Genomic DNA, 24,965 nt, shown 5'->3' on the forward strand with positions numbered 1-24,965 from the left:
TTTGGAATGCCTTCTGGGCAGGAACAGAAATGCCGGGAGACCGGCAATCAAAAGGGATGATGACCATGAAGAAGTACGTGCGTGTTGTGGATGGCAAGGTCGACAACATTTTCGAAACCAACAATCCGATCACCGACGATTTTCCGGCAAGCCAGGTCTGGGTGGATGTCACCGCATTGCCCAAGATCGACTACTCCTGGAACGCGGTAAATACCGATGGAGTCTGGACCTTTACCGACAGCGATATGTGGGGGCAGCCATCGCAGTTGTCCATGCAACTGCGCGCCGAACGATCCCGCCGGTTTGATCGCGTCAACGCCACTCTGGTTGCGACCGCGCTGGAGCAGAAGGTTGAACTGGGCCTGGCGACGCCTGCCGATATCGCGGGGTTGCAGGCCTATAAGCAGTTTTTCGTTGATATGAGCAACGTTAACAAGCAGCCAGGTTATCCGCTGGCAATCACTTGGCCTGAAGTTCCATAAACACCGTTTGATCGTTCGCAAGTGACCGCAGTGCATGACTGAATAGCCCGGCGGATTGCCGGGCTTTTTTTGGAATGCCTGCCAGGTTTCATCACCGCATGCATCTGGATCAACAACAAACCAAGGAGTTAAACCATGAATCTCTATGCACTGGTTGAATACGGCAAAGTCACCCAGCTGAGAGAAAGTGAGGTCATCCCGGACGCACCGGCTTCGCCGACGTCCTTCTGGGTTGATGTCACCGGTAACAGCGAAATTCGTGTGGGTTGGTCGGCGACCTTTAATGAGGTCTGGACATTTACCCCGCCGTCCGACGAAGAACTGCGTAACGAAGCCGAGCAACAGAAATGGCAATTGCTGAATTTTGCCGCCAACTGGCTTCTGCTGAATTCCCTGCAGTTCAAAGTTGACCTCGGCGTCGCTTCGGCCGCGGACGAGGCTCAGCTGCTGGCGCACAAGCAGTATTCGATTGCCGTCAGCGACATCGATAAGCAGCCGGGTTATCCGGCAAATATTGTCTGGCCAGTAGCTCCTTACTGACAGCCTGCGATATCAACTGACCGGATGCGACTGTCCCAGGCGCTCAGCCAGTTAAGTCATCGGGAGCGCATTACTGAAAAGCCCGGGCCCGTCGCCGGGCTTTTTGGAATGCCTGCCTAAAGAGAAAACGATTGAATCCAACACACACCACTCATCCATCACACCAGGAGGCGTGACATGACAAACGAGCAACAAGCGTTGGCGGACATGCCGATCTGGCTGGTCATTCTGCTCGCCCTGGTGGGCGGCGTATCCGGCGAAATGTGGCGCGCTGACAAGGAGGGCGCCCGCGGCTGGGCGTTGATCCGACGTCTCGCGTTGCGTTCCGGGGCCTGCGTTATCTGCGGGGTGTCGGCGATCATGCTGCTGTATGCCGCCGGTATGTCCATCTGGGCCGCGTGCGCGATCGGTTGCTTGACGGCAATGGCCGGCGCCGACGTGGCCATCGGTCTGTATGAACGCTGGGCCGCCAAGCGCATTGGCGTCTGCGAAATCCCGCCCCGCGACTCCCAGTAACCCTTCACTTTCCTGCCTCGTTGCACCTTGTGCGGCGGGACTTCGCGTGGACATCAGAAAAGGAGGTCAAGCATGCCCACACCGATCCAGCAGCCTTCGCAGCTGTTCACGGCGATGGCGACAGCCTTGCGCAACAGCTCCGAGCTGAACGTGCAGGTCGGCAATCACGATGACTTCACGGCTCCCGGCGACAAGGCCTGGGTGTTGATCGACATCGAGCGAAATGCACCGGGGGAGCGCGCCGCCAATGGGCGCATTGCCCATGTGCTGACGCTGTCGCTGCAAGTCATTCCGGCGCGGTCTGCCACGGCGTTTGCGGCGTGCGATTTGATCGCCGCACTGAAGAACCTGGTCACCGACAACCGCTGGGGCCTGCCCGGCGATCAATGCGATCTGCCGATGAATATCGATGGAATGCCGTCATTGCTCATCCGCGCCGATCAGCCGAACAAAGCCTGGACGCTGTCGTTCAACCAGACCCTCTACCTGGGCCCGACCTTGCTGGACGACCCGCTCGGCACACCGAAATTCGCCCGCACCTGGGAAGTCAGCGACATCGACGACCCCGACCAATACACCTCGCTGGAGGCCTGACCGATGTTCGACGCGTTACTGCGAATGCAGCTGGGCCCGATCATTGAACGCCTGGCGGAAATGGAAGCGGAGATCGAAGACCTGCACCGGCGTGCCGAAAGTTATTGCCGTATCGGCATCTGTCAGGAAGTCGATGCCGCCAGTAACACCTGCAAAGTCAGCCACGGTGGATTGCTGACACCCGCCATCAAGTTCTTCAACCCCAGCGCCGGCGCGCAGAGTGAGTCGCGGATCCCGACGGTGGGCGAACAGTGTCTGCTGTTCAACTACGGCAGCGGCGAAAGCGGCGCACAGAGCGTGGCGCTGTTCGGCCTGAACAGTGACCGTTTTCCGCCGACCTCGACGGTCCCGACGTTGACTCGTCGCGTCCATCAGGACGGCAGCGAAAGCGGCTACGACGACGCGACGCACACCCTGCATTGGCAAAACGGTCCGGCCGTCTTCAACGGTTCTCGCGAGTCGCTTGAGCTGAGCATAGGTCCGGCACGGCTGGCGATGACCCCGCAAGCGATCAACCTGCAACTGGGCGCGGTCGGCCTGACCATCGACGCCTCGGGCGTGCATTTCAGCGGCCCGTTGGTGGATCACCAGGGCCGCGTCATCAGCCCCTGAATCAAGAGCTTCCCATGATCGGAATCGATAGAGACAGCGGGGCCACGGTCGACGACTGGCTGCAATTCGTGCAGCGCGCGACCCGGGCCCTGACCACGCCGCTGGGCACCCGGCAAAAACGGCCCTTATACGGTTCGATGATCCCCACGCTGCTGGGGCAAAACCTGGGCGACGACATCCTGTTGCTCGCCCAGAGCCACGCAGCCCAGGCGTTTTACAACCCGCAGAACGGCATAGGCGATTTCCAGCCCGGCGTGATCGTCGCCACCCGGCAGGGCGCGGGATTGCTGTTGCGGTTTGCCGGCACCTGGAAAAACCGCCAACAGACTTTCGAGGTTGTGACATGAGCATGTTGATCCCCGGCCAGAACCAGTTGGCCGAACCCTCCTTGATCAAGGTCGATGCCTTCGAGGATCTGCTCGCCGAGTTCAAGACCTTCGTCATCGAGTACGTCGGCGCACGCTCGCCGCAAAGCGCGGAAAAACTCAAGACCAGTCTGGAAAACGAAAGCGAACTGCTGACCCTCGCGCTTGAGGCTTTTTGCGTCCGCCTGCAAACCCACGAACGCAAATACAACGCCCGGATCAAGCAGATGCTGGCGTGGTGGGCCACCGGCAGCAACCTTGATGCACGGCTGGCGGACATGGGCCTGGAGCGACAGTTGCTCGATCCGGGCGACCCGGCGGCATTCCCGCCGGTACCGGCGATTTACGAGAGCGACGATGACGCCCGGCTGCGCTATTACCTGGCGCCCCATGCGCCGGCGGCAGGTTCGCGGATGCAGTATCGCCGTGAGGTGTTCACCCTCGGTGAACGGCCGGCGGTGAAAGTCGAATCCACCGATGCCGGTGTGGTGAACGTCACTTACACCTTCGATCCGGACGGCCTCGCCGCGCAGGTCAAGGATGGCAATGGTCGCCGCACCGCGCCCGGCGAAGTGCAAGTCACCGTGCTTGCCCGCGAGGGCGACGGTACACCGTCCCCGACGCTGCTCGAAGGTGTACGCCAACACTTTGCCCGGCCCGATGTTTGTCCGGAGACAGACAAGGTCACAGTCAAAGGCGCCGAGATTCAGCGCTACAAAATCCGCGTCGTGGCGAAGATCAATTCCGGCCCGGATTCGGGCCTGACCAAGGTCGCCGCGCAGCAACACTTGCAGGCCTACGCCGACAGCTGCCATCGCCTGGAAGGCCGGGTCGATCCGAGCTGGATCGACTACACGCTGCACAGCGCCGGCGCCGTGCAATTGCAGATTCTTGAACCTCTGGATTCCGTTGTGTGCTCGGCGTTTCAAGCGCCGTACTGCACGGCGGTCGAAGTCGAGGTGCAGACGCTATGACCGATCAGACACCGCGTCCGACCCTGCTGCCGGCCAACAGCTCGGCGCTGGAACGGGCACTCGACATCGGCTTCGGCGCATTGCTTGATCGCGTCGCGCCGCCGTTTCCCGAGCTGATGAACCCGGCCTCGACACCCGTCACGTTCCTGCCGTATCTCGCAGCGGATCGTGGTGTTGCCGAATGGAGCACCGACGCACCGGAAGCGGAAAAGCGCCTGACCGTCGAACTGGCCTGGCCCACCGCGCGCCAGGCCGGCACTCGCAGGGCGCTGGAGAACGCCGCCAAGGGTTTACAGCTCAGGCCGGAAATCCGCGCCTGGTACGAACAGACCCCGCCCGGCGAGCCTTACAGTTTTTCCGTGCGAGCCTTCAGCGAACAACCCTACAGCGAAGAAATCGACGCCCGTCTCGACCGGCGCCTGGCTGATGCCAAGAGCGAGCGGGACGTGCTGTCGGTGTCGGTCGGCCTCAGCGCCTTCGGCAATCACGTCATCGGCGCCGCGACTTTCTGCGGTGAGCTGACCACGGTTTATCCGGTGTTCCTAGAAGGGCTCGAGACATCTGGCGAGGCCTTCATGGCGGCTGCGCTGTACACCGTCGAAACATCCACTATTTATCCTCAGGGGGCCTGAATGGCTGACTATTACACCCTGCTCACCAACGCAGGGATTGCCTACGAAACCGCCTGCAAGGCAGCGGGCGTACCGATCAAGCTGACGCAGATTTCCGTCGGCGACGGCGGCGGCGCGGTCTACAACCCGGCCGCGACGGCTACCGCGCTCAAACGCGAAGTCTGGCGCGGACCGCTCAACGCGCTGTTCCAGGACGAGAAAAATCCGAGCTGGCTGCTCGCCGAAGTCACCATCCCGCCGGACGTCGGTGGCTGGTACGTGCGTGAAGCCGGCCTGTGGACCGACACCGGGATTCTCTACGCGATCGTCAAATACCCGGAGTCGTTCAAGCCGGTGCTGGCCACCTCCGGCTCGGGCAAAGAGTTCTACATCCGCTCGATTTTCGAGACCAGCAATGCCTCGCTGGTGACGCTGCTGATCGACGACACGGTGGTCAAGGCCACTCGCGCCTGGGTCATGAGCTACCTCGCCGAAGAACTCGGCAAACTCGACGGCAAACAATCGGTACGTGTCGCCGCCACCGCCAACGTGGTGTTGAACGGTGCGCAGCAGATCGATGGCGTGGCAGTGATTGCCGGTGACCGCGTGTTGCTGCCGAATCAGACCCTGGCCAAGGACAACGGCCTATGGATCGTCGCCAACGGTAACTGGATTCGGGCGAATGATGCCAACGTCAGCGCCAAGGTCACGCCAGGCCTGACGGTGATGGTGGAAGAGGGCACGCTCAACGGCGATTCGCTGTGGCACCTGACCACCAACGCGCCGATCACGCTCGGCACTACCGCGCTGACATTCAAGATGCTGGCAGGGCGCACCGGGATTGCTGCCGGGACTTACAAGAGTCTGAGCGTCGACGAATATGGCCGTGCGACGGCCGGGTCGAATCCCGACACGTTGTCCGGGTTTGGCATCAAGGATTCGTACACCAAGGCTGAAGTCGAGGCGCTGATTGCCAAGGCATCGGCGTTGCCGGTGGGGTCGATTGTTGCGTTCCCGGTTGACTCGCCACCGCCGGGTTTCCTGGAGCTGGACAACAGCGTCAAGAGCAGCGCGACTTACCCGGACTTGAGCGCCTATCTGGGCGGCAAGTTCAACAAGGGGGATGAGGGTGTCGGGAACTTCCGCTTGCCGGAAGCGCGTGGGGAGTTCTTGCGAGGTTGGGATCATGGGCGGGGTGTGGATGCCGGGCGTGCATCTGGCAGTTCTCAGTCAGACAGTCTCAAGGCTCACTACCATTTCCTTCCGACAGGCTCGGGTGGCGGGCAGGCCACTGATCCGAATGGAGAGATTCCAACTGTTGTATTGAAGGATACAACCACGGATTGGGTATTGCGTACGGAAGGTGACAACCCTGACCTGACCATCGGTCGTGTAAGAACCTACAATTTCGGTGCCGCTACAGAAACCCGCCCCCGCAACATCGCCGTCATGTGGTGCATCAAAGCCTGGAACGCGCCGGTCAATCAGGGAAACATCGACGTAGCGGCACTGGTCAAGGAAGTCTCACGCCTCGGCTCGGCCGTTCCGGTCGGTGCTGTCATGGCGTTCCCGACGGGTATCGTTCCGCCGGGCTTTCTGGAGCTGGATGGCAGTGTGCAGAGCATTGCAACCTATCCGGATCTGGCGGCGTACCTGAGTACAAAATTCAACAAGGGCGATGAGGGCACCGGCAATTTCCGGTTGCCGGAGTCTCGCGGTGAGTTCCTGCGGGGCTGGGATCATGGTCGCGGGACTGATGTCGGTCGAGGGATCGGTAGCTGGCAGGCGGATGACAATAAGGCTCACGCCCACACCTACACCCGGATTCCCGTTTTCGGCAATACCGGTGGCGCCAACGCTGCGGGTATCGTTGCCGACAATGGAACGCAGACAGGCAGTTCCAACTTCGCCAGCTACATGAACACGTCGGGGGGCAGTGAGGCGCGACCACGCAACCTCGCCGTCATGTGGTGCATCAAAGCCTGGAACGCGCCGATCAATCAGGGAAACATCGACGTCGCCGCACTGGCCAATGAAGTCGCGCAGCTCAAATCCTCGGTTCCGGTCGGTGCTGTTCTGTCGTTTCCAACGGGTGTCGTTCCTGCCGGTTATCTGGAACTGGATGGCAGCGTGCAGAGCATTGCGACCTATCCGGATCTGGCGGCGTATCTCGGCACAAAGTTCAACAAGGGCGATGAGGGCGCGGGCAACTTCCGCTTGCCGGAGTCTCGCGGTGAGTTTCTGCGCGGCTGGGATCACGGACGTGGAATAGACGCCGGGCGAACTGTCGGCAGCTACCAGGCCGGTACGAAGATCCAGGGTGACAATGCCGAGGCGCCCGCCGTTCAGGGCATTGGCAACTCCGAAGCGATCGATGCCGATCCGGCGCCTGGTTTCAAAGGTGACATCTACTACACGTCCACCGGTGTCACTGCACTCAATACCGGCTCGTACTGGAAAACCGTGCGCCCACGCAACCTAGCCGTCATGTGGTGCATCAAAGCCTGGAACGCACCGGTCAATCAGGGAAGCATTGACGTCGCAGCGCTGGCTCCTCTGGCCCAGCAAGCGACCGAAATCAAGCAAGGAACAGCGAAGGTTGCAACCCAGGAGTTGACCGACACCGGGGCCGACGACACGACAATCGTGACGCCGAAAAAACTTCGTTGGGGATTCCAGATCCTCAAGGCCATCAACGGTTACATCGTTTTCCCGTCCTGGCTCGGTGGATTGATCATTCAGTGGGGCAGGGTCTCCGGAAATGGCGGTACGGACATCGCCACTGCCTTCCCGATCGCTTTTCCAAATGGCATGTACAGCCTGAACGCGACGTTGAACTACACACCAGGGTCGGCAGTGAACGGGTATGTGGATGTCGGTGTGTCAAGTCTCACCTCGTTTTATGGAAAACATACCTTTCCCGGGGTCACGGTCTTTCATTGGGTCGCGGTGGGCAGTTAAGGAGAGATCATGAAATACGCACTGTTTGACGAGAATTCGAACTTGCAAACCTGCCTGATTGAAGGGGTTCACCCGATCCCCGCTTCGGCAGTCAAAGTCGATGACAAGTTGTTTATCAGGTTGACCCAGGAAGCCGACGGCATCTGGCGTCGAGTAGGCGATGAAATTGTCAAAACGCCTTTCCCGCAAGTGACTCCTGATTATGCGCAACGGGTCGCCGACGAGCGCTATGAGCGGGAGGACGCGGTCGTTTCTGTGGAAGGTCTAACTGTTGCAACCTCCCGTGACAGCGCGGGGATGATCTATGGCGCTGGCATCTCGGCGATCCTCGATCCTGATTACCGCTGCAACTTCAAAACGCTCGAGGGTTTCATCGAGATCGGCGCGCAGCAGATTCTCGCGATTGCCAAAGCTGTCAGGGCGCACGTGCAGGCTTGTTTCGACCGCGAACTGGAATTGCTCCAGGCAATCGAGGACGGCACGTACTCCGATGAAATGCTCAAGGAAGGCTGGCCCGATTCCATGCCAGTTTCACCGACCACCGAGCCTCAATAAAACGCCCCGCACCCCGGGGCGTTTTATTGTCCGCCCAACACATTCAACACCCGCCAAGCCCCTCCCTTTGAGGGGCTTTCCCGTTTATGGAGAAACGAAAAATGGCAACCCGCCAAACCTACACCGTGCTCGTTCCATTCCCCACCGGCGGTGGGCACTGGTCGAGCGTCGGCCAGGAACTCGATCTGCTCGACGTCGAGGCCAGTGCGCTGCACAGCGCCGGTCGACTGGAGCTGAAAACACCTACCACCAAGGCCGTGAAGGCCGCTGCCAAGAAGGCTGACTGACTATGGCTGAGGTTCTGAACTTCGAGCACAACGGCATTACCGTCAATGCCACCGAATCCCCCGAGGCCATGGGTGGCCTGGGCGACAACGTCATCGGTCTGGTCGGCACCGCGCCGAAGGCCGATCCGCTGATTCCGCGCAACGCACCGTTTCGCATCAACAGCTTTACCACCCACGCGCTGCTCGATCCGACCGGTTCCGAAGAGGGCACCCTGTACCACGCCGTTTACCAGATCCTCAAAGTGGTCAAGGTGCCGGTGTACGTGGTGATCGTCGAAGCGGGCGCAACCCCGACCGACACCGTCAACGCAGTGATCGGCGGCGTCGAGCCAGTGACCGGCCGCAAGCTCGGTCTGGCGGCACTGGGCAGCGTCCCGGAAGACCTGACCATCATCGGCGCGCCGGGCTTCACCGGCACCAAGGCGGTGGCCAGCGAGTTCGCCTCGTTCGGCAAGCGCATCAAGGCCCGTGTGGTGCTGGACGGCAAGGACGTCTCGGTCGCCGATCAGGTGCTGTACAGCCAGGAACTGGGCGGCGCTGACCTCGGTTTCGACCGTTGCCTGGTGGTGCACAACATGCCGGCCGTGTACTCGAAAGCCGCTAAGAAAAACGTGTTCCTCGCGCCATCCAGTCTGGCGATTGCCGCGCTGGCCAAGGTCAAGCAATGGGAAAGCCCGGGCAACCAGGTGACCTATGCCGAAGACGTGTCGCGGGTCGTTGAGTACAACATCCTCGACACCTCCACCGAAGGCGATCTGCTCAACCGCTACGGCGTCAGCTACTACGCCCGCACCATCCTTGGCGGCTTCTCGCTGCTGGGCAACCGCTCGATCACCGGCAAGTTCATCAGCTACGTCGGTCTGGAAGACGCCATCAGCCGCAAGCTGGTGAAGGCCGGCCAGAAAGCCATGGCGAAGAACCTGACCAAGTCGTTCATGGATCAGGAAGTCAAACGTATCAACGACTGGCTGCAAACCCTGGTCGCCGACGAAACCATTCCCGGCGGCAGCGTGTATCTGCACCCGGAACTCAACAGCGTCGAGAAGTACAAGAACGGCACCTGGTACGTGGTCATCGACTACGGCCGCTACGCGCCGAACGAACACATGGTTTATCAACTCAACGCCCGCGATGAAATCATCGAGCAGTTCCTGGAGGACGTTCTCTAATGTTTACCAACCGCGTAAGACAGGCCATCGCGGCCACCCTGCAAGGCCTGCCGTTGTCGGCGACCGTTGAGGAATTCACTCCGCCGAAGATCGAATTCGATGTGGAAGAGATGCGTGGCGGCCGTTTCATCGTCGAAGAAATGGCCAAGGGCGGCAAAGCGCTCAATGCCAAGTTGACCCTGCAAGGCATGGGCACCGAAGTCATGCTCGCACTGGGTGTGAAGCTGGGCGACGACATCCTGCTGAACGTGCGTGAAGGCGGTCAGGATCAGGATGGCAACACCTGGTTCACCTACCACACCGTCGGCGGCAAGCTGAAATCCCTGGAGGAAACCGCGGTGAAGATGGGTGAAAAACCCAAGACCAACCTGGAGCTCTCCTGCCGCACCTACAACCGCCTTGAAAACGGCGTGCCGGTGATCGACATCGACGTGCGCACCCAGAAGTTCGTGCTCAACGGCGTCGACATCCTCGGTGATGCCCGTCGTGCGGTGCTGATGCCGTAAGCCTCGGCCAAAGGCAATCACAAACCCTGTGGGAGCGGGCAGACCCCGCTCCCACAAGGGACTGCAACACCCCTCAAGAATCACCAAGGAATTCATACATGTCGTGGATGCCACCCAAGCATGACCTGTTGTCGCCGATTACCGGCGACGACGGCTCGCAGATCGAATCGATCCAGCTCAAGCCGCTGTTCTACGCCGCCCAGAAAGAGGCGCTGGAACGCGCAGGCGACGATGAAGACGACCAGTTCTTCGAACTGGCGCTGCTGGCCACCGGCTTGTCGGTCAAGGAACTCGATCAGCTCAAGCGTCCGGACTACGTGACCATCGCGCAGTACGTGCACGAATTCTCGACCCGTCCGGCGTCGTTCTTTCTCGAACAGGTCGAAGACACGGAACAGTCGGACGATCCCGATCAGGTGCAACTGCTGTTGCCGCTCGCCGTCACCGGCCGCACCGTGACTTCGCTGAGCCTGGAAATGCCGGCGCTGCGGGCCACCAAAGTGATGAAGAAACTGAAAACGGCCAAGGAACGCGCCGAGTTCATCACCGCCCATTGCACCGGCCTGATGATCCCCGATCTGGCCCTGTTGAGCGTGCCGGACTGGACGCAATTGCAGGTGCGCATCGACGATTTTTTAAACCAGCCGGCGGCCTTCTTTCAGAACGCGACATCGAAGTAATCCTCGATATCGTGCCGCTCATTTACCCGGTAAGTGAGGCGGAAATTCTGGAGTGGGACGCCGAAAAGGCGTTGCGCCGCTACGACATAGCGATCACTCGCCTTGGCGTGAAAAAGGAGTAGAGCGGCATGGCAGAGAGCAAATTTGCGCTCACATACGCCAATGAGAGTGGCAACGCAGCAGCCGGGTTGGCGGTGGCCGATGGCTTTGGCAAACCGCTGCAGGACTTGAATCTGACTATGGCGCTGGCGAGCGTGGATATTCGCTTGCTCACGCAGGAGCAGATCAAGCTGCGGGAACTGCTGGTCAGCCAGCAGTCGTTGTTCAAGGTCGTCACGGCGCCGCCAGCCGCCAATAGTGAGCCGAAGTCAAAACTCAAGGCGGAAATCGAGCAGCGCCCGCCACCGAAAAGACTGCAATCGGCGATGGCCAACGAGACGGCGCTGGTTGAATTGAATCAGGTGCTGCACCTGAGCACGAAATCGCTTCAGGCTCTTTCGGAAAAGAACCTGGAAATCGCCAGTGATAAACGGGTTGCCCCCAGCGGGGCTACCGGCGCGGATCTGTTGCAAGTGCAACTCGCCGGGCTGCGGTACGGCATCAGTGATGGTCTGAAGGGCGAGCAGAAAACGCAGGCGTTGCAGGATTTCTCCCGTGATGCCGCCATCAATGCCTCGGCCTTCAAGATGGATGTCAAGGCGGCTGGCGAAATGTTGTCGGGCTGGCGCACCGCTTTGAAGCTTGATCGGGTGCAGAGCCAGGATCTGGCAGACGCAACCAACTACCTTGGCAACAGTGGCCTGAACGTCAAAGCCGCGGACATCGGCTCCGTCGTTCAAAGCGCCGGTGAGGGCGCCAAGGCTGCCGGGATGACACCTGAGCAAGTGGCTGCACTTGCGGCGGCGTTCCTCAACAGCGGCGCTAACAAGACCGATGCCGGAACGGCGCTGAAGAGTTTCACGACGGTTCTGAGCAAGGGAGAATCCGCGTCATCGGCGCAGCGCTCGGCCTGGGCCGACATAGGTCTGAACCCGGAGTCGCTCGCGCACGGGATGAGTGGCAATGCACCCGAAACGATCGAGCTGGTTCTGAAACAACTCAAGCAACAGCCTGAAGAGAAACAGGCTTCGCTGACTAAAACGCTGTTTGGCAACAATGATGCAATCCTCGAGTTGTTGAAGAAGCCTGAGGATGTTCAAACGGCGTTCAAGCTGGTTGCTGACAAGTCCCTGTATGCAGGCTCGACGGGAAAAACCGCTGAGGCATATGGCAATACATCGCAGGGACGCTGGAATGCGCTGGATGCGAGTCTCAACCGGCTGTCCACGGCAGTCGGCAATTCATTGGCCCCGGTGACAGACGGCATTGCCGTCGGGCTTACTGCGGTGGTCAATGGACTGAGCGCAGCGGCCGAAACCTTCCCGTTCGTCACCGCTGCACTGACACTGCTTGGGGTGGCTGCCACGCCGTTCGTGGCGGGTGCGCTGAAAACCGGCGTGTCTGCCGTGCTTGATGCGGTCTCCACGAGACTTCTGCGCCTGGCCGCAGCACGGTTACCGTCCGAAATCGGCGATATGATCACCGGTGACGATGACAAAGGCAGCGGTCGTAAAAAGAAACGATCGTCTCGTAAGTCGGGTCAGGGCAAACAGGCCAAAGCCTCTGCGAAAAGTGCTCATCCCAGCAAGCCCGCGGTTCGTCAAAGCCTGGGCAATCGCCTGCGCGGTGCAACGATGAAGGTCATGCCTTCGATCAAGCGTGCGGCTGCCAGGGTCTTGCCTGCGGTGCGGAGCGCCGGAGCCAAGGTCTTGCCTGCGATGCGGAGCGCCGGAGCCAAGGTCATGCCTGCGGTGCGGAGCTTCGGAGCCAAGATCATGCCGATGCTGTCCCGGATGAAACCTTTGGTGGGTAGGGTCGCTGCCCCGTTAGTGGTGGCGCACGCCGCTTACACAGGCCTGAAAGGCCTGCGTGAAGGTGATGAAAAAGCGGTGGGAAGCGCAAAAGCCGAGCTGGCAGGGGCAGCCATTGGCGCTGTGATCGGCGGGTTTGTTTTTCCAGGTGTCGGCATAGGCATCGGGAGTGCCTTGGGCGGAATGGCGGGCTCATGGCTATCAGAAAAACTCGCGGACCCGCCCACCGACAAACTCGCTGCGCCGGGAGATGTCGCGAAAAATCTGGTCAACGCTCCCACCCAAAGTCAAAACCAGCAAGTCACCTTCTCCCCACTGATCCAGGTCACCTGTCCGGCACCGGACACTGCCGAGCAGATTCGCTCGATCATCGGGCAACAACTGAGCGGACAATTCCACGGCGAGTTCCTGCCGCTGTTGACCAACAATCCGCTCGCCACCCGCCGTGATGCAGCCCTGACCGATGGAGTCGCCCGATGAAACAACAAATGGCACTGGGCAGTTTCATCTTCGGACTGTCCCGGGATTTTGCGTACAGCACGCTGTCGCGAAAATCCGAGGGTGGCTGGACCGAGTTGCAGATCCTCAACAGCAAACCCAGATCCCATCAGACAGGACAGAAGCCTGAAACCCTGACTATCTCCGGCACCTCGATGTACGCCGTGGGGATGGAGCGGCTTGATGAGCTGCGTGCGCTGCAAGCGCTGCGTGCACCGTTGCCGTTGATTGACGGCATCGGCCGCAACTGGGGTTTGTGGCGGATCAACAGCATCGACGAAAACCAGAGCGAGGTCATCGATGACGGCACCGCGATGGTGATCAAGTGGGTCATCGGATTGGCGGAGTTCAACAATGCGTAAGGTACGAAGCGTGGCCGGTGATTCGGTGAATCTGTTGCTCTACCGCGAAACCGGTCGCAGCGATGACAGCGCCGAGGAAGCCCTCTGGACACTCAACCCGACCCTGGCCGAGCACGGCCCGATCCTGCCGGCAGGTGTCTGGGTGACGCTGCCGGAGCTCGACAGCAGACCGGCCGCAATCAAACCGGTTCTGGCCTGGGATTAAGGAGGCTGCATGGCACAGGGATTTACGCCGGCGATTGAGATCTACGGCGCCCACAAGGACCTGCTGAACCAGCGCCTGATCAGTTGGGAACACATCGATGCCGCCGGCATGGAGTCCGATCAACTGGCGCTGGTGCTCGACCTGGAAGGCCTTGAAGGCTTGCCGACCCTGGGCGGAACCATCGGCTTGCGGGTGGGCTATCTGGAGACCGGGCTGGTCGAAAAGGGCCAGTTCAAGATCACTCGACTGACACCGACGCTGTTCCCGTTACGTCTGACACTGGTCGCGACGGCCGCGCCTTTCAGCGGCAAGGACGAAACCGGATTCAAGGAACGGCGCACGGCCAGTCATGGCCCCACGACGCTTGGCGGGCTGTTTCGCAAACTGGTTGAGCCGCACGGTTTCTCGCCACGGGTGGATCCCGAACTGGCGCTGATCAGGATTGCTCATGTCGACCAGTCGAACGAAACCGACATGGGCTTCATCACGCGCCTGGCGAAAAAGTACGACGCGGTGGCCAAGCCGTTCAACGACCTCTACGTACTGGCGAAACCGGCGCAGCTCAAAAACCTGTCGGGCCAGGTGATACCCAACGTCATGCTGTCGGTGACCCACAACAATCGGCCGGGCGATCACGCCTTCATCAGCGCCACGCTGGAAGAGACCGCCCGCACCCAGAATCAGGGTTGCAAAGTCTGCTGTTGGGACGCCAATGCCGGCAAGCAAGTGGAAGTGAAAACCGGCTCGGCGCCCTACAAGGTCATTCGTCAGAAACAGGCCAGTGTGGAAGAAGCCAAGGCCATCGGCGAAGCCGAAGTGCGCAAGATGCTGCGCGAGAAATACACGCTGAAAGTCACCTGCCCGGGTGATCCGCTACTGGTTGCCGAAGGCCTGCTGGTGCTCGATGACACCTGGCCCGACTTCATGCGCGGTCGCTGGTCGATCGAGAAGGTCACTGCCAGCGGCAAGCCCGAAGAAAGCTATCGCTGCCTGATCGAAGCCAACGGCCGGGATCCCGAAGCAAAAGCCAAGGACTGATCCCCCGGTCTCACCGCCACACGCATCACTGTGGCCACTCACACATCCTGGAACGCTCCCCATGAAGATCTCCCCGATCCTCACGCAGCTGCGTGCGCAATGCCCAAGCCTTGCCGGCCATATCGCGACAGGTGTCGACCTGGCGCTGCTGCAAGGCGACCCGAATCTGCCGATGCCCTCGGCCCATGTTTTACCGCTGGCCGACGTGGCCAGCGTCAGCACCGCACAGAACTCCCCCAGCCAACCGATCCGCGACCGCTTCGAAATCATCCTGGCACTGGATGCCACGGACGCCACAAAAGCGCTGGATCTGTTGCACGACCTGCGCGCCGAACTGTGGCGCGCGCTGGTGGGTTTCAAACCCGCGAACGACTACAGCGCCATCGTTTATGACGGCGGCGAAACGGTCTCGATCAACAGCAGCCGCGCGTTCTACCGGCTGCGCTTTTTTGCCGAGTTCCAGCTCGGCCGCAATCTGCCAAGTCAGCCTGCGGAGAGTTGGCACGAACGCGAACTGGACGGTTTGTCGTCCTTTACCGGGGCCACCGTGCGGGTCGATGCGATCGACCCGGCCGACCCCAATCTGAAACGCCCGGGCCCTGACGGGCGCGTGGAAATGACTTTCTCTGGAGACGTAACCCCATGAGCAATCGCATCACCGTAGTGCCGGCCGCCGGCCGTGCTGTGCCGGACCCGGAAGCCGGCGACCTGCTGCCACTGGAAGGCCGTGAAGTGCTGGACAGCGCCTGGTGGCGCCGGCGTCTGGCCGACGGCGATATCACCCTCAAAACCGCAACAGCTAAACAAAAGGGAGCCAAATAATGGCGATCGGATTCAGCAACATCCCTGCGGACATTCGTGTACCGCTGTTCTATGCCGAAATGGACAACTCGGCCGCCAATAGCGCGTCCTCGTCCATGCGCCGCCTGATCGTGGCGCAGGTCAACGACAACATCGCTCCGACTGAAGTCGGCAAACTGGTGCTGGTCTCCAGCGTGGCGCTGGCCAAGAGCATTGGCGGCCAGGGTTCGATGCTCGCTTCGATGTACGAGACCTTCCGCAAGGCCGACCCGATCGGTGAGATCTGGTGCCTGCCGCTGCACAACGCCACCGGCGCCATCGCCAAAGGCGTGCTGACCCTGACCGGCACCGCGACTCAGGCGGGCGTGCTCAACCTGTATGTCGGCGGCGTCCGCGTCCAGGCCACCGTGGTCAACGGTGCCACCGCTGCCCAGGCGGCTACCGCCCTGGCACAGAAAATCAACGCCACCGCCGATCTGCCGGTGAGCGCAGCCGCCGCCGAAGGCGTCGTCACTCTGAACGCCAAATGGACCGGCGAGAGCGGCAACGACATCAGCCTGCAATTCAATCGCCTGGGCAAGAGCAATGGCGAAGAAACCCCGGCCGGCCTGACCACCGCCATCACCGCCATGACCGGCGGCGTCGGTGTGCCTGACCAGGTTGAAGCGGTTGCCGCACTGGGCGACGAGCCGTTCGAATTCATCGCGCTGCCATGGTCCGACCTGGCCACCCTCAACACCTGGCAAGCGGTGATGGATGACAGCACCGGTCGCTGGTCGTGGGCCAAGCAACTGTTCGGTCACGTCTACAGCGCCAAGCGCGGCACCGTCGGCACTCTGGTGGCAGCCGGTCAGGCTCGCAACGACCAGCACATGACCATTCAGGCGCTGGAACCGGGCGTTCCGCAACCGGTGTGGGTACAAGCTGCCGCACTGGCTGCGCGCACTTCGGTGTTCATCTCCGCCGACGCCAGCCGTCCGACCCAGAGCGGCAGCCTGCCAGGCGTCGATCCGGCTCCGGCGAGCGAGCGTTTCACCCTGACCGAGCGTCAGTCGCTGCTCAACTACGGCATCGCCACCGCGTACTACGAAGGCGGCTACGTGCGCATCCAGCGCTCGATCACCACCTACCAGAAGAACGCTTACGGCCAGGCTGACAACTCGTACCTGGACAGCGAAACCATGCACCAGTCGGCGTTCATCGTGCGTCGTCTGCAAAGCGTGATCACCAGCAAATACGGTCGCCACAAGCTGGCTTCCGACGGCACCCGCTTCGGCGCCGGCCAGCCGATCGTCACCCCGGCGACCATTCGCGGCGAGCTGATCGCCCAGTACGCCAAGCTCGAACTCGAAGGCCACGTGGAAAACGCCGAGCTGTTCGCCGAGCACCTGATCGTCGAGCGCGACGTGCAGGACCCGAGCCGCGTGAACGTGCTGTTCCCGCCGGATTACATCAACGGTCTGCGCGTGTTCGCACTGCTCAACCAGTTCCGTCTGCAGTACGACGACGTCGCCTGATCGGCCCGTTTGACACTGTGATTTCAGCCCACCTTGCGTGGGCTTTTTATTTGAAGGGAGTAACACCATGGGTCAACTGATTGCAGGCACCTGCTACGTCAAGGTCGACGGTGCACAACTGACTATCAATGGCGGCTGCGAAGCCCCGCTGATGGCCGTCAAACGCGAAACCGTCGTGCCGGGTTTCTACAAGGAAACCGACATCGCGCCATCGTTCAAGGTGACCGCGCTGCACACCGCCGACTTCCCGCTGAAGAAGCTGATCGAAGGCACCGACATCACCGTCACCTGCGAATTCAGCAACGGCAAAGTCTACGTACTGGCCGGCGCCTACCTGGTCGAAGAACCCGTCTCCAAAGGCGATGACGCCACCATCGAACTGAAATTCGAAGGCATCAAGGGGACCTGGCAATGAGCGGCGCCGTGAAGCTTCAGGTTGCGATCGAAGCTCACGGCGAGCCCCTGACCGAACTCGTCCTGCGCCGTCCGACGGTGCAGGAGGTACGAGCGATCAAGGCGCTGCCGTACAAGATCGACAAGAGCGAAGAGGTCAGCCTCGACATGGACGTGGCGGCCAAATACATCGCCGTGTGCGCCGGCATTCCGCCGTCGTCGGTCAACCAGCTGGATCTGGCTGACCTCAACGCGCTGAGCTGGGCCGTTGCGAGTTTTTTCATGAGTGCGGCGTCGGAGCCATCACCGACCTGATTTCGGTCGCCTATGACCTGGCCTGGTTCTGGAAGGTTGACCCCGAACAGATGATGGCCAGGCCACTGGATGTGCTTCGCGAATCGCTGGAGCACGCGCAACGGATCAATGCGATGCAGCAGGTGCAGTGATGGCTAATACACAATTGAGCCTGATCCCGCAGAACTTCCCCGTCACGGTCAACATGCTCGTGGTGCTCAAGGGCGCCGAGAAAATGGAGGCCGAGATGAAGGGGCTGCGCGGCAAGGTCGCAGCATTCAAGAAAAGCATGGAAGACAGCGGCCTCGAGCCGCTGGACGTCGCCGGATTCATCTCCGAAGGTGGGCTGCTCAAGCCGTTCCAGGACGGCATCAAAAAGGCCATCGAAGCGCAGGATGCACTGGCGAAAAAAGCAAGGGCGAACAAGGGGCTGAAAGTCCCCAAGGTTGTCCACGGCGAAACCTCGGCCAACCTCGAGAAATTCAACGAGGCGCTGGACAAGATTTCGCTGAATATCGGTCAGGCGCTATTGCCGGCCGTCAACGGTATCGTCACGGCGCTGACGCCGGTGATCACCTCGATCGGCCAGTTCGTCGCGAACAACCCGTATCTCGTCGAAGGACTGGCAGCTGCGGCCGTGGCGTTCACGGTAGTGACGGTCGGTGCGATGGGGCTGGTTGCGGTGCTGGGGATCCTGACGTCACCGATCGGCCTGATCGCTGCGGCCATTGCTGCAGCGGTGGCAGTCATCGTGATTGGCGCGCGGCTGATTACCGACAACTGGGGATCGATCAGCGGATTCTTCAGCGAGACCTGGCAATCGCTCAGCGCTTCGACCCGTCGCGGTATCGACAAGGTTCAAAAAGGCTGGGACGAAATGGCATCGGGCGCGAAGCTGAAATTCGACTCGATGCAAGCCTCGGCCAAACAGAAGTGGGAAGAAATGAAGGCTGACGCCGTTGCCGGTGCCAGTCGTCTTGCAGAGGGCGCGACCGCGCGCCTGAATGCGTTCGGGGCGATGATGGGCGAGCTGTGGGATTCGGCTGGCGCTGTCGTAAAGGATTACTGGAACGACGCCGTCGCCGGTAGCGTCGCCGGCCTGGAAGCACTGAAGGCCAATCTGTACACCTCGCCCAAGGCGAAACTGGCCGAGGTCTGGGGTGCGACGGCAACGGTATTCGGTGAGTTCTGGGACAGCGCGGCAGCAAAAGCCGCGACCGGCATGGAAGCACTGAAGGCCAATCTGTACACCTCGCCCAAGGCGAAACTGGCCGAAGTCTGGGGGGGAACGCAAGCGGTGTTCGGCGAGTTCTGGGACAGCGCGGCAGCAAAAGCTGCGACTGGCATGCAAGCGCTGAAGGCCAATCTGTACGCCTCGCCGAAGGCAAAACTGGCCGAAGTCTGGGATTCCACTCAAACGGTGTTCAGCGGGTTCTGGAACCGTGCAGCTACCAGCGCGACCACCGGTTGGGCCACGCTCAAGGCAACGTTCGACGGCTCGCTGGCCGACAGACTTTCCGGCGTGTGGGGTTCGGCTCTGGGGATGTTCTCCGGTGTGCTGGACAACATGAGAGCAACGGCTTCAGCCGGTTGGGAACAACTGAAGTCAACGTTCTCCTGGTCGCCGTTCAGCCTGATTCAAAGTAACTGGCAACCGTTGGGCGAGGTGTTTTCTGCGCTCTGGGATGTGCTGCGGGCGAGTGCGCTGACGCTGAAAAGCGAGTTCCAGAACCTGTTCAACTTCTCGCCGATGGAATCGGCGATGGCGCAGTGGGACGGTTTGAAGGGCTACTTTTCCGGTTTGTGGGCATCGTTGACCACAGAGGCATTATCGGTCTCGAACGCCTTCGGCACGCTGTTCAGCCAATCGCCGATGGAGTCGATCAAGCAAGCCTGGGAGCCGATCCTCGACTGGTTCAGCGAACTGTGGGCAAAACTGCAAAGTGTCGTCGCACCCATCCGGGAATTGCTCAATGGCAATCTTTCCGGCGTTGTGGCTACGATTACCGGACAGTCCCCGGCGGCTGCTTCCGCCTCGTCGACAATGACCAGTTCTTTGCCGCAATCCTCCAGCGCCCTGATCCAGCAAAGCGCCGCCAACAACCGCACGCAACTCGAAGGCGGCCTGACGGTGCGCTTCGAAAATGCGCCGGCGGGGCTGCGCACCGATCAACCGCAAACCAATCAACCGGGGCTGGCGCTCAGTTCGCGCATCGGCTATCGCTCGCTCTCCATGGGAGGTTCCAATGAACTGGCGTGACCGTTTGTTGCCGGCATCCTTTCGCGGTGTCGGTTTCTGGATCGACCAGGCGAAAACCCCGGTCGGTCGCAAGGGGCAGTTGCACGAATACCCGCAACGCGACCTGCCGTTTTTCGAGGACCTCGGCCAGCAGGCCAAGACCCACGATCTGACGGCGTTCATCATCGGTGCCGATTGCCTGGAGCAGCGCGACAAGCTGCTCCAGGCCCTGGAGCAGGGCAGCGGCGAACTGGTGCATCCGTGGCTGGGGCGCTTGCAGGTCAAGGTCGGCGAGTGCGACATGACTCACACCCGCCAGGATGGCGGGATGGTGACGTTCAGCCTGAAGTTCTACCCGGACCGACCGCTGCCGTTTCCGACGGCGACGGTCAGCACGCAAAAAGTCCTGCTGATCAAGGCCGAAGGTTTGCTCGGTTCGGCGGTGGCGCGCTTCGAACAGGCGATGACCCTGATCAAGGCGGCGCGGATCGGCATCGCCAATCTGCGCAACAGCCTCACCGGCGTGTACGACGTGATCAAGGAGCAGCTCAAGCCGCTGATCGCGCAGTACAAGCAGATCACCGAGCTGGTCAGGGCCGTCAAGGAACTGCCCAAGGACGTGGCGGCGGAGTTCAAGGGCTTGCTCGGCGATATCAAGGAGCTGAAGGCATTCGCGAAGGAGGGCTACCGTGGCGTGATTGCCGACGTGTCCCAACAGATCGAAGCCATCCGCAAGGCCGATGCGCCGAAAATCACCACCGGCAAGGACACCAATGCCGCCGCGCAAGCGATGGCCAATCTGGTGCAGGACACCCTGATCGTCAAAGCGGCGCAATGGGTGGCCTCGATGCCGGTGGCGTCGACACCGGTGAAGCTCAACTCGACGCCTTCGCTGGATCAGCAGTCGAAGCAGCCGGTCACGCGCCAGGAAGTCCCGGTCACCGATGATCTGCAAGCGCTGCAAAAAGAGTTGAACGAAGCGCTGCAAAAGGCCCAGGACAAGGCCGACCCCGCGCACTATCAAGCCATCGCCGATGTGAAGGAGGCGTTGATCGCGCACCTCAAGGCTGTGGCTTCGTCCGGTGTGCGACTGGTCAGCAAAACTTTCCAGGAAACCTTTCCGGCAGTGGTCGTGGCCTACAAGCAGTTTGGCGACGCCACCCGTGTGACCGAGGTCATTCAGCGCAACAGTCTGTCTCATCCGAGCTTCCCACCCAACGAAGTCAAAGTTTCCAGGGAGTGAGCCATGAGCGAGATGGATAACCGCGTCACGTTGACCGTCAACAACATGGAATACGGCGGCTGGAAAAGCGTGCAGATCACCGCGGACCTGGAGCGCCAGTTCCGCACCTTCAAACTCGACATCACCTGGCAATGGCCGGGGCAGACCGTGGATCAGCGGATCAAGGCCGGCGACCCGTGCGAAGTACGGATCGGCAAGGATCTGGTGCTCACCGGTTATGTGTTCAAGGCCCCGATCAGCTATGACGGGCGGCAGATCAGCCTGAGCATCGAAGGCAGTTCCAAGACCCAGGATCTGGTCGATTGTGCGGCGCGAAACATCCCCGGCCAATGGCAGGAACAGCCGCTGTTGAACATCGTCCAGGCCCTGGCCGGGGAATACACGCAGTTTGTGGTCAACGAGATTCCCGAGACCGCACGCCTGAGCAAACACACCATCGTTCCGGGTGAAACGGTGTTTCAGTCGATCGACCGTCTGCTCTCGCTGTACCGGGTGTTTTCCACCGATGACGCCGAGGGTCGGCTGGTGCTGGCCAAACCGGGCAGCGGCGGCCGCGCCAGCGATGCGCTGGAGCTGGGCAAGAACATTCTGTCGGCCAATGCGCCGATGGATCACAGCCAGGTGTTCTCCGAATACCGGGTGATCGGCCAGCAAAAGGGTAACGACAAGAAGAGCGGGGTAGCGGTCAGCGAGGTTGAATCCAGCGCGACCGACCTGAGCTTCAAGCGTCGTCGCACGACGATCATCAACGAAGGCTCGCAACTGACGTTCGAACTGGCCCAGCAACGGGCCCAGTGGGAAAGCGCCACGCGCATGGGCCGGGCGCTGACCACCACTTATCAGGTACAGGGCTGGCGCCAGTCCAACGGCGATCTGTGGCGGCACAACACGCTGGTGAAGGTCAAGGATCCGGTACTCGGTTTCGATGGCGACATGCTGATTTCCAAAGTGACGTATTCGCTGTCGGCGCAAGGCTCGGTGACCACGCTGCAAGTGGCACCGCCGCATACCTTCGACGCCAATCCGACCCCACCGAAAAAAGCCTGAGCCGGCACCTCCCTCCAAGGAAACCCTATGAGCCTACTGACACGCCTGCTGGCGCGCGGCACTGTCGTGCTCGCCAATTCGGCATCCAAGCTGCAATCGCTGCAAATGCGCCTCACCGCCGGTGAAGTGAACGACGACATGGAGCACTTCGAACCCTACGGTTTCACCAGCCATCCGCTGGCCGGTGCCGAAGGCGTCGTCACGTTTCTCGGCGGCGACCGTTCTCACGCCATCGCTCTGGTGGTCGCCGACCGCCGTTACCGCCTGCAATCGCTGGCGGCCGGCGAGGTGGCGATCTACACCGACGAGGGCGACAAAATTCACTTCAAGCGCGGGCGGATCATCGACATCGAAACCGCCACGCTCAACATTCGCGCCAGCACTGCCGTGAACTTCGAGACGCCGGTGATCAACCAGACCGGCAAGATCGTTTCCAAAGGCGACCAGGTGGCCGGCGGCATCAGCCAGATCAAGCATGTGCATGTTGGCGTGCAGGCGGGCAGTGGCCAGACCGGCGCGCCGGCGGGAGGTCAGTGATGCTTTTCAGTCAGAACCTCCACGCCGCACTGACCCGTTCGGTGCTGATCAGCCTGTTTACCTGGCGCCGCGCCGCCGACGACGATGCCCTCGACGACGAGGAGCGTTTCGGCTGGTGGGGCGATACCTTTCCCACCGTGGCCGACGATCGTATCGGCTCGCGGCTGTGGCTGCTGCGCCGGGTCAAGCTGACCCGCCAGACCCAGATGGACGCCGAGTTCTATGCCCGCGAAGCCTTGCAGTGGCTGATCGACGACGGCCATTGCAGCGCCATCGACATCATCAGCGAACGCCTCGACGCCCAGCGCCTGAACCTGCGCACGGTCCTGACCCTGGCCGACGGCGAACGCCTGGACATCAACCCCGATAACAGTTGGCAGGTGATCTATGCCGTTTGAAACCCCTTCGCTGCCGGTGCTGATCAAGCGCACCCAAAGCGACCTGGCCGGCGATTCGCTGCGCCAGTCCGATGCGCAAGTCCTGGCCCGCACACTCGGCGGCGCCGCTTATGGCCTGTACGGCTACCTCGACTGGATTGCCGAGCAGATCCTGCCCGACACCGCCGACGAGTCGACCCTGGAACGCATCGCCGCGCTGCGCCTGAACCAGCCGCGCAAACCGGCGCAGGTCGCCACCGGCAACGTCAGCTTCAACGCGACGGCGGGCGCGGTGCTGGACGCTGATACGTTGCTGCAGGCGAGTGATGGCCGCACCTTCAAAGTCACTGCCGCGCGCACCACCGTCAATGGCGTCAACAGCACCAGCATCGCCGCGCTGGATGCCGGCAGTCTGGGCAACGCCGAGGCCGGGCTGGCGTTGACGCCGGTGCAGCCGATCGCCGGTGTGGTCAGCAACAGTTTTGTGGTGCTGGCGCCCGGACTGAACGGTGGCGTGGCACGTGAAAGCCTGGAGTCGTTGCGCTCGCGGGTGATCCGTTCCTATCGCGTCATCCCCCACGGCGGTTCCGCCAGCGACTATGAAACCTGGGCGCTGGAAGTGCCGGGCGTGACCCGCGCGTGGTGCCGTGGCGGCTTCCTCGGACCGGGCACCGTCGGCGTGTACATCATGCGCGACGACGATCCGCAACCGGTGCCGAATGCCGATCAACTGGCCGAAGTGCAGGCCTACATCGAGCCGTTGCGCCCGGTGACTGCCGAAGTGCATGTACGTCCGCCGGTGCAGAAGCCGGTGACCTATCAGCTGAAGCTGACCCCCGACACCACCGCCGTGCGTGCCGCCGTCGAAACCCAGTTGCGCGATTTGCATAACCGCGAAGCCGACCTGGGCGAGGATCTGTTGATCAGCCATATCCGCGAAGCGATCAGCAGCGCGGCGGGTGAAACCGATCACGTGCTCTCGGCTCCGGTGGCGAACGTGGCCGCGGGTGACAGCGAACTGCTCACCTTCGGGGGGTGCGTATGGCTGCCATAAGAACCGCCGCGCAATACCAGGCACAACTGCGCGCCTTGCTGCCGAGCGGCCCGGCGTGGGATCCGGAGCGCGTGCCGGAGCTTGAGGAAGTGCTGGAAGGCGTCGCCGTCGAACTGGCGCGCCTCGATGCTCGCGCCGCCGACCTGCTCAACGAGATGGACCCGGCTGGCGTCAGCGAACTGGTGCCGGACTGGGAACAGGTGATGAACCTGCCCGACCCGTGCCTCGGCGCCACGCCGCTGTTCGACGACCGTCGTCTCGCCGTGCGCCGCCGCTTGCTGGCGGTCGGCAGCCAGGCCGTCGGCTACTACCTGGAAATCGCCAAAAGCCAGGGTTACCCCAACGCCACCATCACCGAACTCGAAGCTCCGCGCATGGGCCGTTCGCGTTTCGGTGCGGCGCACTGGGGCACCTGGGAAGCGCAGTTCATGTGGACACTCAACACCGGCGGCCGGCTGCTGCTCGGCCGGCGTTATGGCGCGAGTTACTGGGGCGAACGCTTCGGCGTGAATCCGGGCTCGGCGCTGGAATGCCTGATCCACCGGGCGGCACCGGCGCATACCAAGGTGCACATCAACTATGACTAGGGAGTAGCGGG

The 24,965-nt window shown here is 61.4% G+C and carries 30 protein-coding genes; all 30 read left to right on the forward strand.

Annotated features, from left to right (window positions below; all coding sequences use genetic code 11):
- Positions 1–65 precede the first annotated feature (65 nt).
- The 30 genes from ABTV87_RS05820 to ABTV87_RS05965 all read left to right on the forward strand — a co-directional run bounded on the left by ABTV87_RS05820 (position 66) and on the right by ABTV87_RS05965 (position 24,954).
- Positions 66–482 carry a tail fiber assembly protein gene (locus ABTV87_RS05820; RefSeq protein ID WP_221532909.1) on the forward strand — a complete coding sequence of 139 codons (417 nt, stop codon included), beginning with the start codon at positions 66–68 and terminating at the stop codon, positions 480–482.
- Between the two features lie 135 nt (positions 483–617).
- On the forward strand, positions 618–1,022 hold the full coding sequence (locus tag ABTV87_RS05825) for a tail fiber assembly protein (protein WP_221532908.1): 405 nt from the start codon (positions 618–620) through the stop codon (positions 1,020–1,022).
- Between the two features lie 177 nt (positions 1,023–1,199).
- Positions 1,200–1,538, forward strand: a complete 339-nt coding sequence (locus tag ABTV87_RS05830) for a phage holin family protein (RefSeq protein ID WP_064593815.1) — start codon at positions 1,200–1,202, stop codon at positions 1,536–1,538.
- Positions 1,539–1,610: 72 nt separating this feature from the next.
- Positions 1,611–2,132: a hypothetical protein gene (locus ABTV87_RS05835; RefSeq protein ID WP_221532907.1), complete on the forward strand. Its 522-nt coding sequence runs from the start codon at positions 1,611–1,613 to the stop codon at positions 2,130–2,132.
- Between the two features lie 3 nt (positions 2,133–2,135).
- Positions 2,136–2,744 (forward strand): phage baseplate assembly protein V, encoded by a 609-nt coding sequence (locus tag ABTV87_RS05840; protein WP_221532906.1) that lies wholly within the window; start codon positions 2,136–2,138, stop codon positions 2,742–2,744.
- 14 nt (positions 2,745–2,758) lie between these two features.
- Entirely contained in the window at positions 2,759–3,091 is a 333-nt protein-coding gene (locus ABTV87_RS05845) for a phage baseplate protein (protein WP_221532905.1), read from the forward strand.
- Positions 3,088–4,083: a baseplate J/gp47 family protein gene (locus ABTV87_RS05850; protein WP_085605253.1), complete on the forward strand. Its 996-nt coding sequence runs from the start codon at positions 3,088–3,090 to the stop codon at positions 4,081–4,083. The genes ABTV87_RS05845 and ABTV87_RS05850 overlap by 4 nt, the downstream gene beginning before the upstream one ends.
- Positions 4,080–4,715 (forward strand): phage tail protein I, encoded by a 636-nt coding sequence (locus ABTV87_RS05855; RefSeq protein WP_221532904.1) that lies wholly within the window; start codon positions 4,080–4,082, stop codon positions 4,713–4,715. Before ABTV87_RS05850 ends, ABTV87_RS05855 begins: the two co-directional genes overlap by 4 nt.
- A complete protein-coding gene (locus tag ABTV87_RS05860; protein WP_260403870.1) occupies positions 4,716–7,655 on the forward strand; it encodes a tail fiber protein in 2,940 nt (979 codons plus the stop codon).
- Between the two features lie 9 nt (positions 7,656–7,664).
- Positions 7,665–8,210, forward strand: a complete 546-nt coding sequence (locus ABTV87_RS05865; RefSeq protein WP_221532903.1) for a DUF4376 domain-containing protein — start codon at positions 7,665–7,667, stop codon at positions 8,208–8,210.
- 101 nt (positions 8,211–8,311) lie between these two features.
- Positions 8,312–8,497, forward strand: coding sequence for a hypothetical protein (locus ABTV87_RS05870; protein ID WP_039771239.1), 186 nt, complete (start codon positions 8,312–8,314; stop codon positions 8,495–8,497).
- Between the two features lie 2 nt (positions 8,498–8,499).
- Positions 8,500–9,666, forward strand: coding sequence for a phage tail protein (locus tag ABTV87_RS05875; RefSeq protein ID WP_115076745.1), 1,167 nt, complete (start codon positions 8,500–8,502; stop codon positions 9,664–9,666).
- Positions 9,666–10,172: a phage major tail tube protein gene (locus ABTV87_RS05880; RefSeq protein WP_007954868.1), complete on the forward strand. Its 507-nt coding sequence runs from the start codon at positions 9,666–9,668 to the stop codon at positions 10,170–10,172. Before ABTV87_RS05875 ends, ABTV87_RS05880 begins: the two co-directional genes overlap by 1 nt.
- Positions 10,173–10,270: 98 nt before the next feature.
- A complete protein-coding gene (locus ABTV87_RS05885; protein WP_433899110.1) occupies positions 10,271–10,852 on the forward strand; it encodes a phage tail assembly protein in 582 nt (193 codons plus the stop codon).
- A 128-nt stretch (positions 10,853–10,980) separates the two neighbouring features.
- Positions 10,981–13,242, forward strand: coding sequence for a phage tail tape measure protein (locus ABTV87_RS05890; protein ID WP_433899111.1), 2,262 nt, complete (start codon positions 10,981–10,983; stop codon positions 13,240–13,242).
- Positions 13,239–13,622: a phage tail protein gene (locus tag ABTV87_RS05895; RefSeq protein WP_258712963.1), complete on the forward strand. Its 384-nt coding sequence runs from the start codon at positions 13,239–13,241 to the stop codon at positions 13,620–13,622. The genes ABTV87_RS05890 and ABTV87_RS05895 overlap by 4 nt, the downstream gene beginning before the upstream one ends.
- Positions 13,615–13,827 carry a tail protein X gene (locus tag ABTV87_RS05900; RefSeq protein WP_085605268.1) on the forward strand — a complete coding sequence of 71 codons (213 nt, stop codon included), beginning with the start codon at positions 13,615–13,617 and terminating at the stop codon, positions 13,825–13,827. The genes ABTV87_RS05895 and ABTV87_RS05900 overlap by 8 nt, the downstream gene beginning before the upstream one ends.
- Positions 13,828–13,836: 9 nt before the next feature.
- Positions 13,837–14,865, forward strand: a complete 1,029-nt coding sequence (locus tag ABTV87_RS05905; RefSeq protein WP_433899112.1) for a phage late control D family protein — start codon at positions 13,837–13,839, stop codon at positions 14,863–14,865.
- A 61-nt stretch (positions 14,866–14,926) separates the two neighbouring features.
- Positions 14,927–15,511: a phage tail terminator protein gene (locus tag ABTV87_RS05910; RefSeq protein ID WP_433899113.1), complete on the forward strand. Its 585-nt coding sequence runs from the start codon at positions 14,927–14,929 to the stop codon at positions 15,509–15,511.
- Positions 15,508–15,687 carry a DUF2635 domain-containing protein gene (locus ABTV87_RS05915; protein WP_007954893.1) on the forward strand — a complete coding sequence of 60 codons (180 nt, stop codon included), beginning with the start codon at positions 15,508–15,510 and terminating at the stop codon, positions 15,685–15,687. The genes ABTV87_RS05910 and ABTV87_RS05915 overlap by 4 nt, the downstream gene beginning before the upstream one ends.
- Positions 15,687–17,183: a phage tail sheath subtilisin-like domain-containing protein gene (locus ABTV87_RS05920; protein ID WP_007954896.1), complete on the forward strand. Its 1,497-nt coding sequence runs from the start codon at positions 15,687–15,689 to the stop codon at positions 17,181–17,183. Before ABTV87_RS05915 ends, ABTV87_RS05920 begins: the two co-directional genes overlap by 1 nt.
- Positions 17,184–17,250: 67 nt before the next feature.
- A complete protein-coding gene (locus ABTV87_RS05925; RefSeq protein WP_007908779.1) occupies positions 17,251–17,598 on the forward strand; it encodes a phage tail tube protein in 348 nt (115 codons plus the stop codon).
- Positions 17,595–17,891 carry a phage tail assembly protein gene (locus tag ABTV87_RS05930; RefSeq protein ID WP_003222226.1) on the forward strand — a complete coding sequence of 99 codons (297 nt, stop codon included), beginning with the start codon at positions 17,595–17,597 and terminating at the stop codon, positions 17,889–17,891. The genes ABTV87_RS05925 and ABTV87_RS05930 overlap by 4 nt, the downstream gene beginning before the upstream one ends.
- Before the next feature lie 130 nt (positions 17,892–18,021).
- Positions 18,022–20,130 carry a hypothetical protein gene (locus tag ABTV87_RS05935; protein WP_433899114.1) on the forward strand — a complete coding sequence of 703 codons (2,109 nt, stop codon included), beginning with the start codon at positions 18,022–18,024 and terminating at the stop codon, positions 20,128–20,130.
- A complete protein-coding gene (locus tag ABTV87_RS05940; protein ID WP_433899115.1) occupies positions 20,117–21,352 on the forward strand; it encodes a DNA circularization protein in 1,236 nt (411 codons plus the stop codon). Before ABTV87_RS05935 ends, ABTV87_RS05940 begins: the two co-directional genes overlap by 14 nt.
- A 3-nt stretch (positions 21,353–21,355) precedes the next feature.
- Positions 21,356–22,399 (forward strand): phage baseplate assembly protein, encoded by a 1,044-nt coding sequence (locus ABTV87_RS05945; RefSeq protein ID WP_258712969.1) that lies wholly within the window; start codon positions 21,356–21,358, stop codon positions 22,397–22,399.
- A gap of 27 nt (positions 22,400–22,426) precedes the next feature.
- Entirely contained in the window at positions 22,427–22,936 is a 510-nt protein-coding gene (locus ABTV87_RS05950; RefSeq protein ID WP_011332728.1) for a phage baseplate assembly protein V, read from the forward strand.
- The gene (locus ABTV87_RS05955) at positions 22,936–23,334 is read left to right on the forward strand and encodes a phage GP46 family protein (protein ID WP_169429101.1); all 399 of its coding nucleotides are present in this window, start codon (positions 22,936–22,938) and stop codon (positions 23,332–23,334) included. The genes ABTV87_RS05950 and ABTV87_RS05955 overlap by 1 nt, the downstream gene beginning before the upstream one ends.
- On the forward strand, positions 23,324–24,367 hold the full coding sequence (locus ABTV87_RS05960) for a baseplate J/gp47 family protein (protein ID WP_433899116.1): 1,044 nt from the start codon (positions 23,324–23,326) through the stop codon (positions 24,365–24,367). The genes ABTV87_RS05955 and ABTV87_RS05960 overlap by 11 nt, the downstream gene beginning before the upstream one ends.
- A complete protein-coding gene (locus tag ABTV87_RS05965) occupies positions 24,355–24,954 on the forward strand; it encodes a YmfQ family protein (protein WP_039771270.1) in 600 nt (199 codons plus the stop codon). The genes ABTV87_RS05960 and ABTV87_RS05965 overlap by 13 nt, the downstream gene beginning before the upstream one ends.
- Positions 24,955–24,965 lie beyond the last annotated feature (11 nt).

Origin of the sequence: Pseudomonas sp. PSE1(2024), from assembly GCF_050990555.1 — a bacterium.
GTDB lineage: Bacteria > Pseudomonadota > Gammaproteobacteria > Pseudomonadales > Pseudomonadaceae > Aquipseudomonas > Aquipseudomonas aphyarum.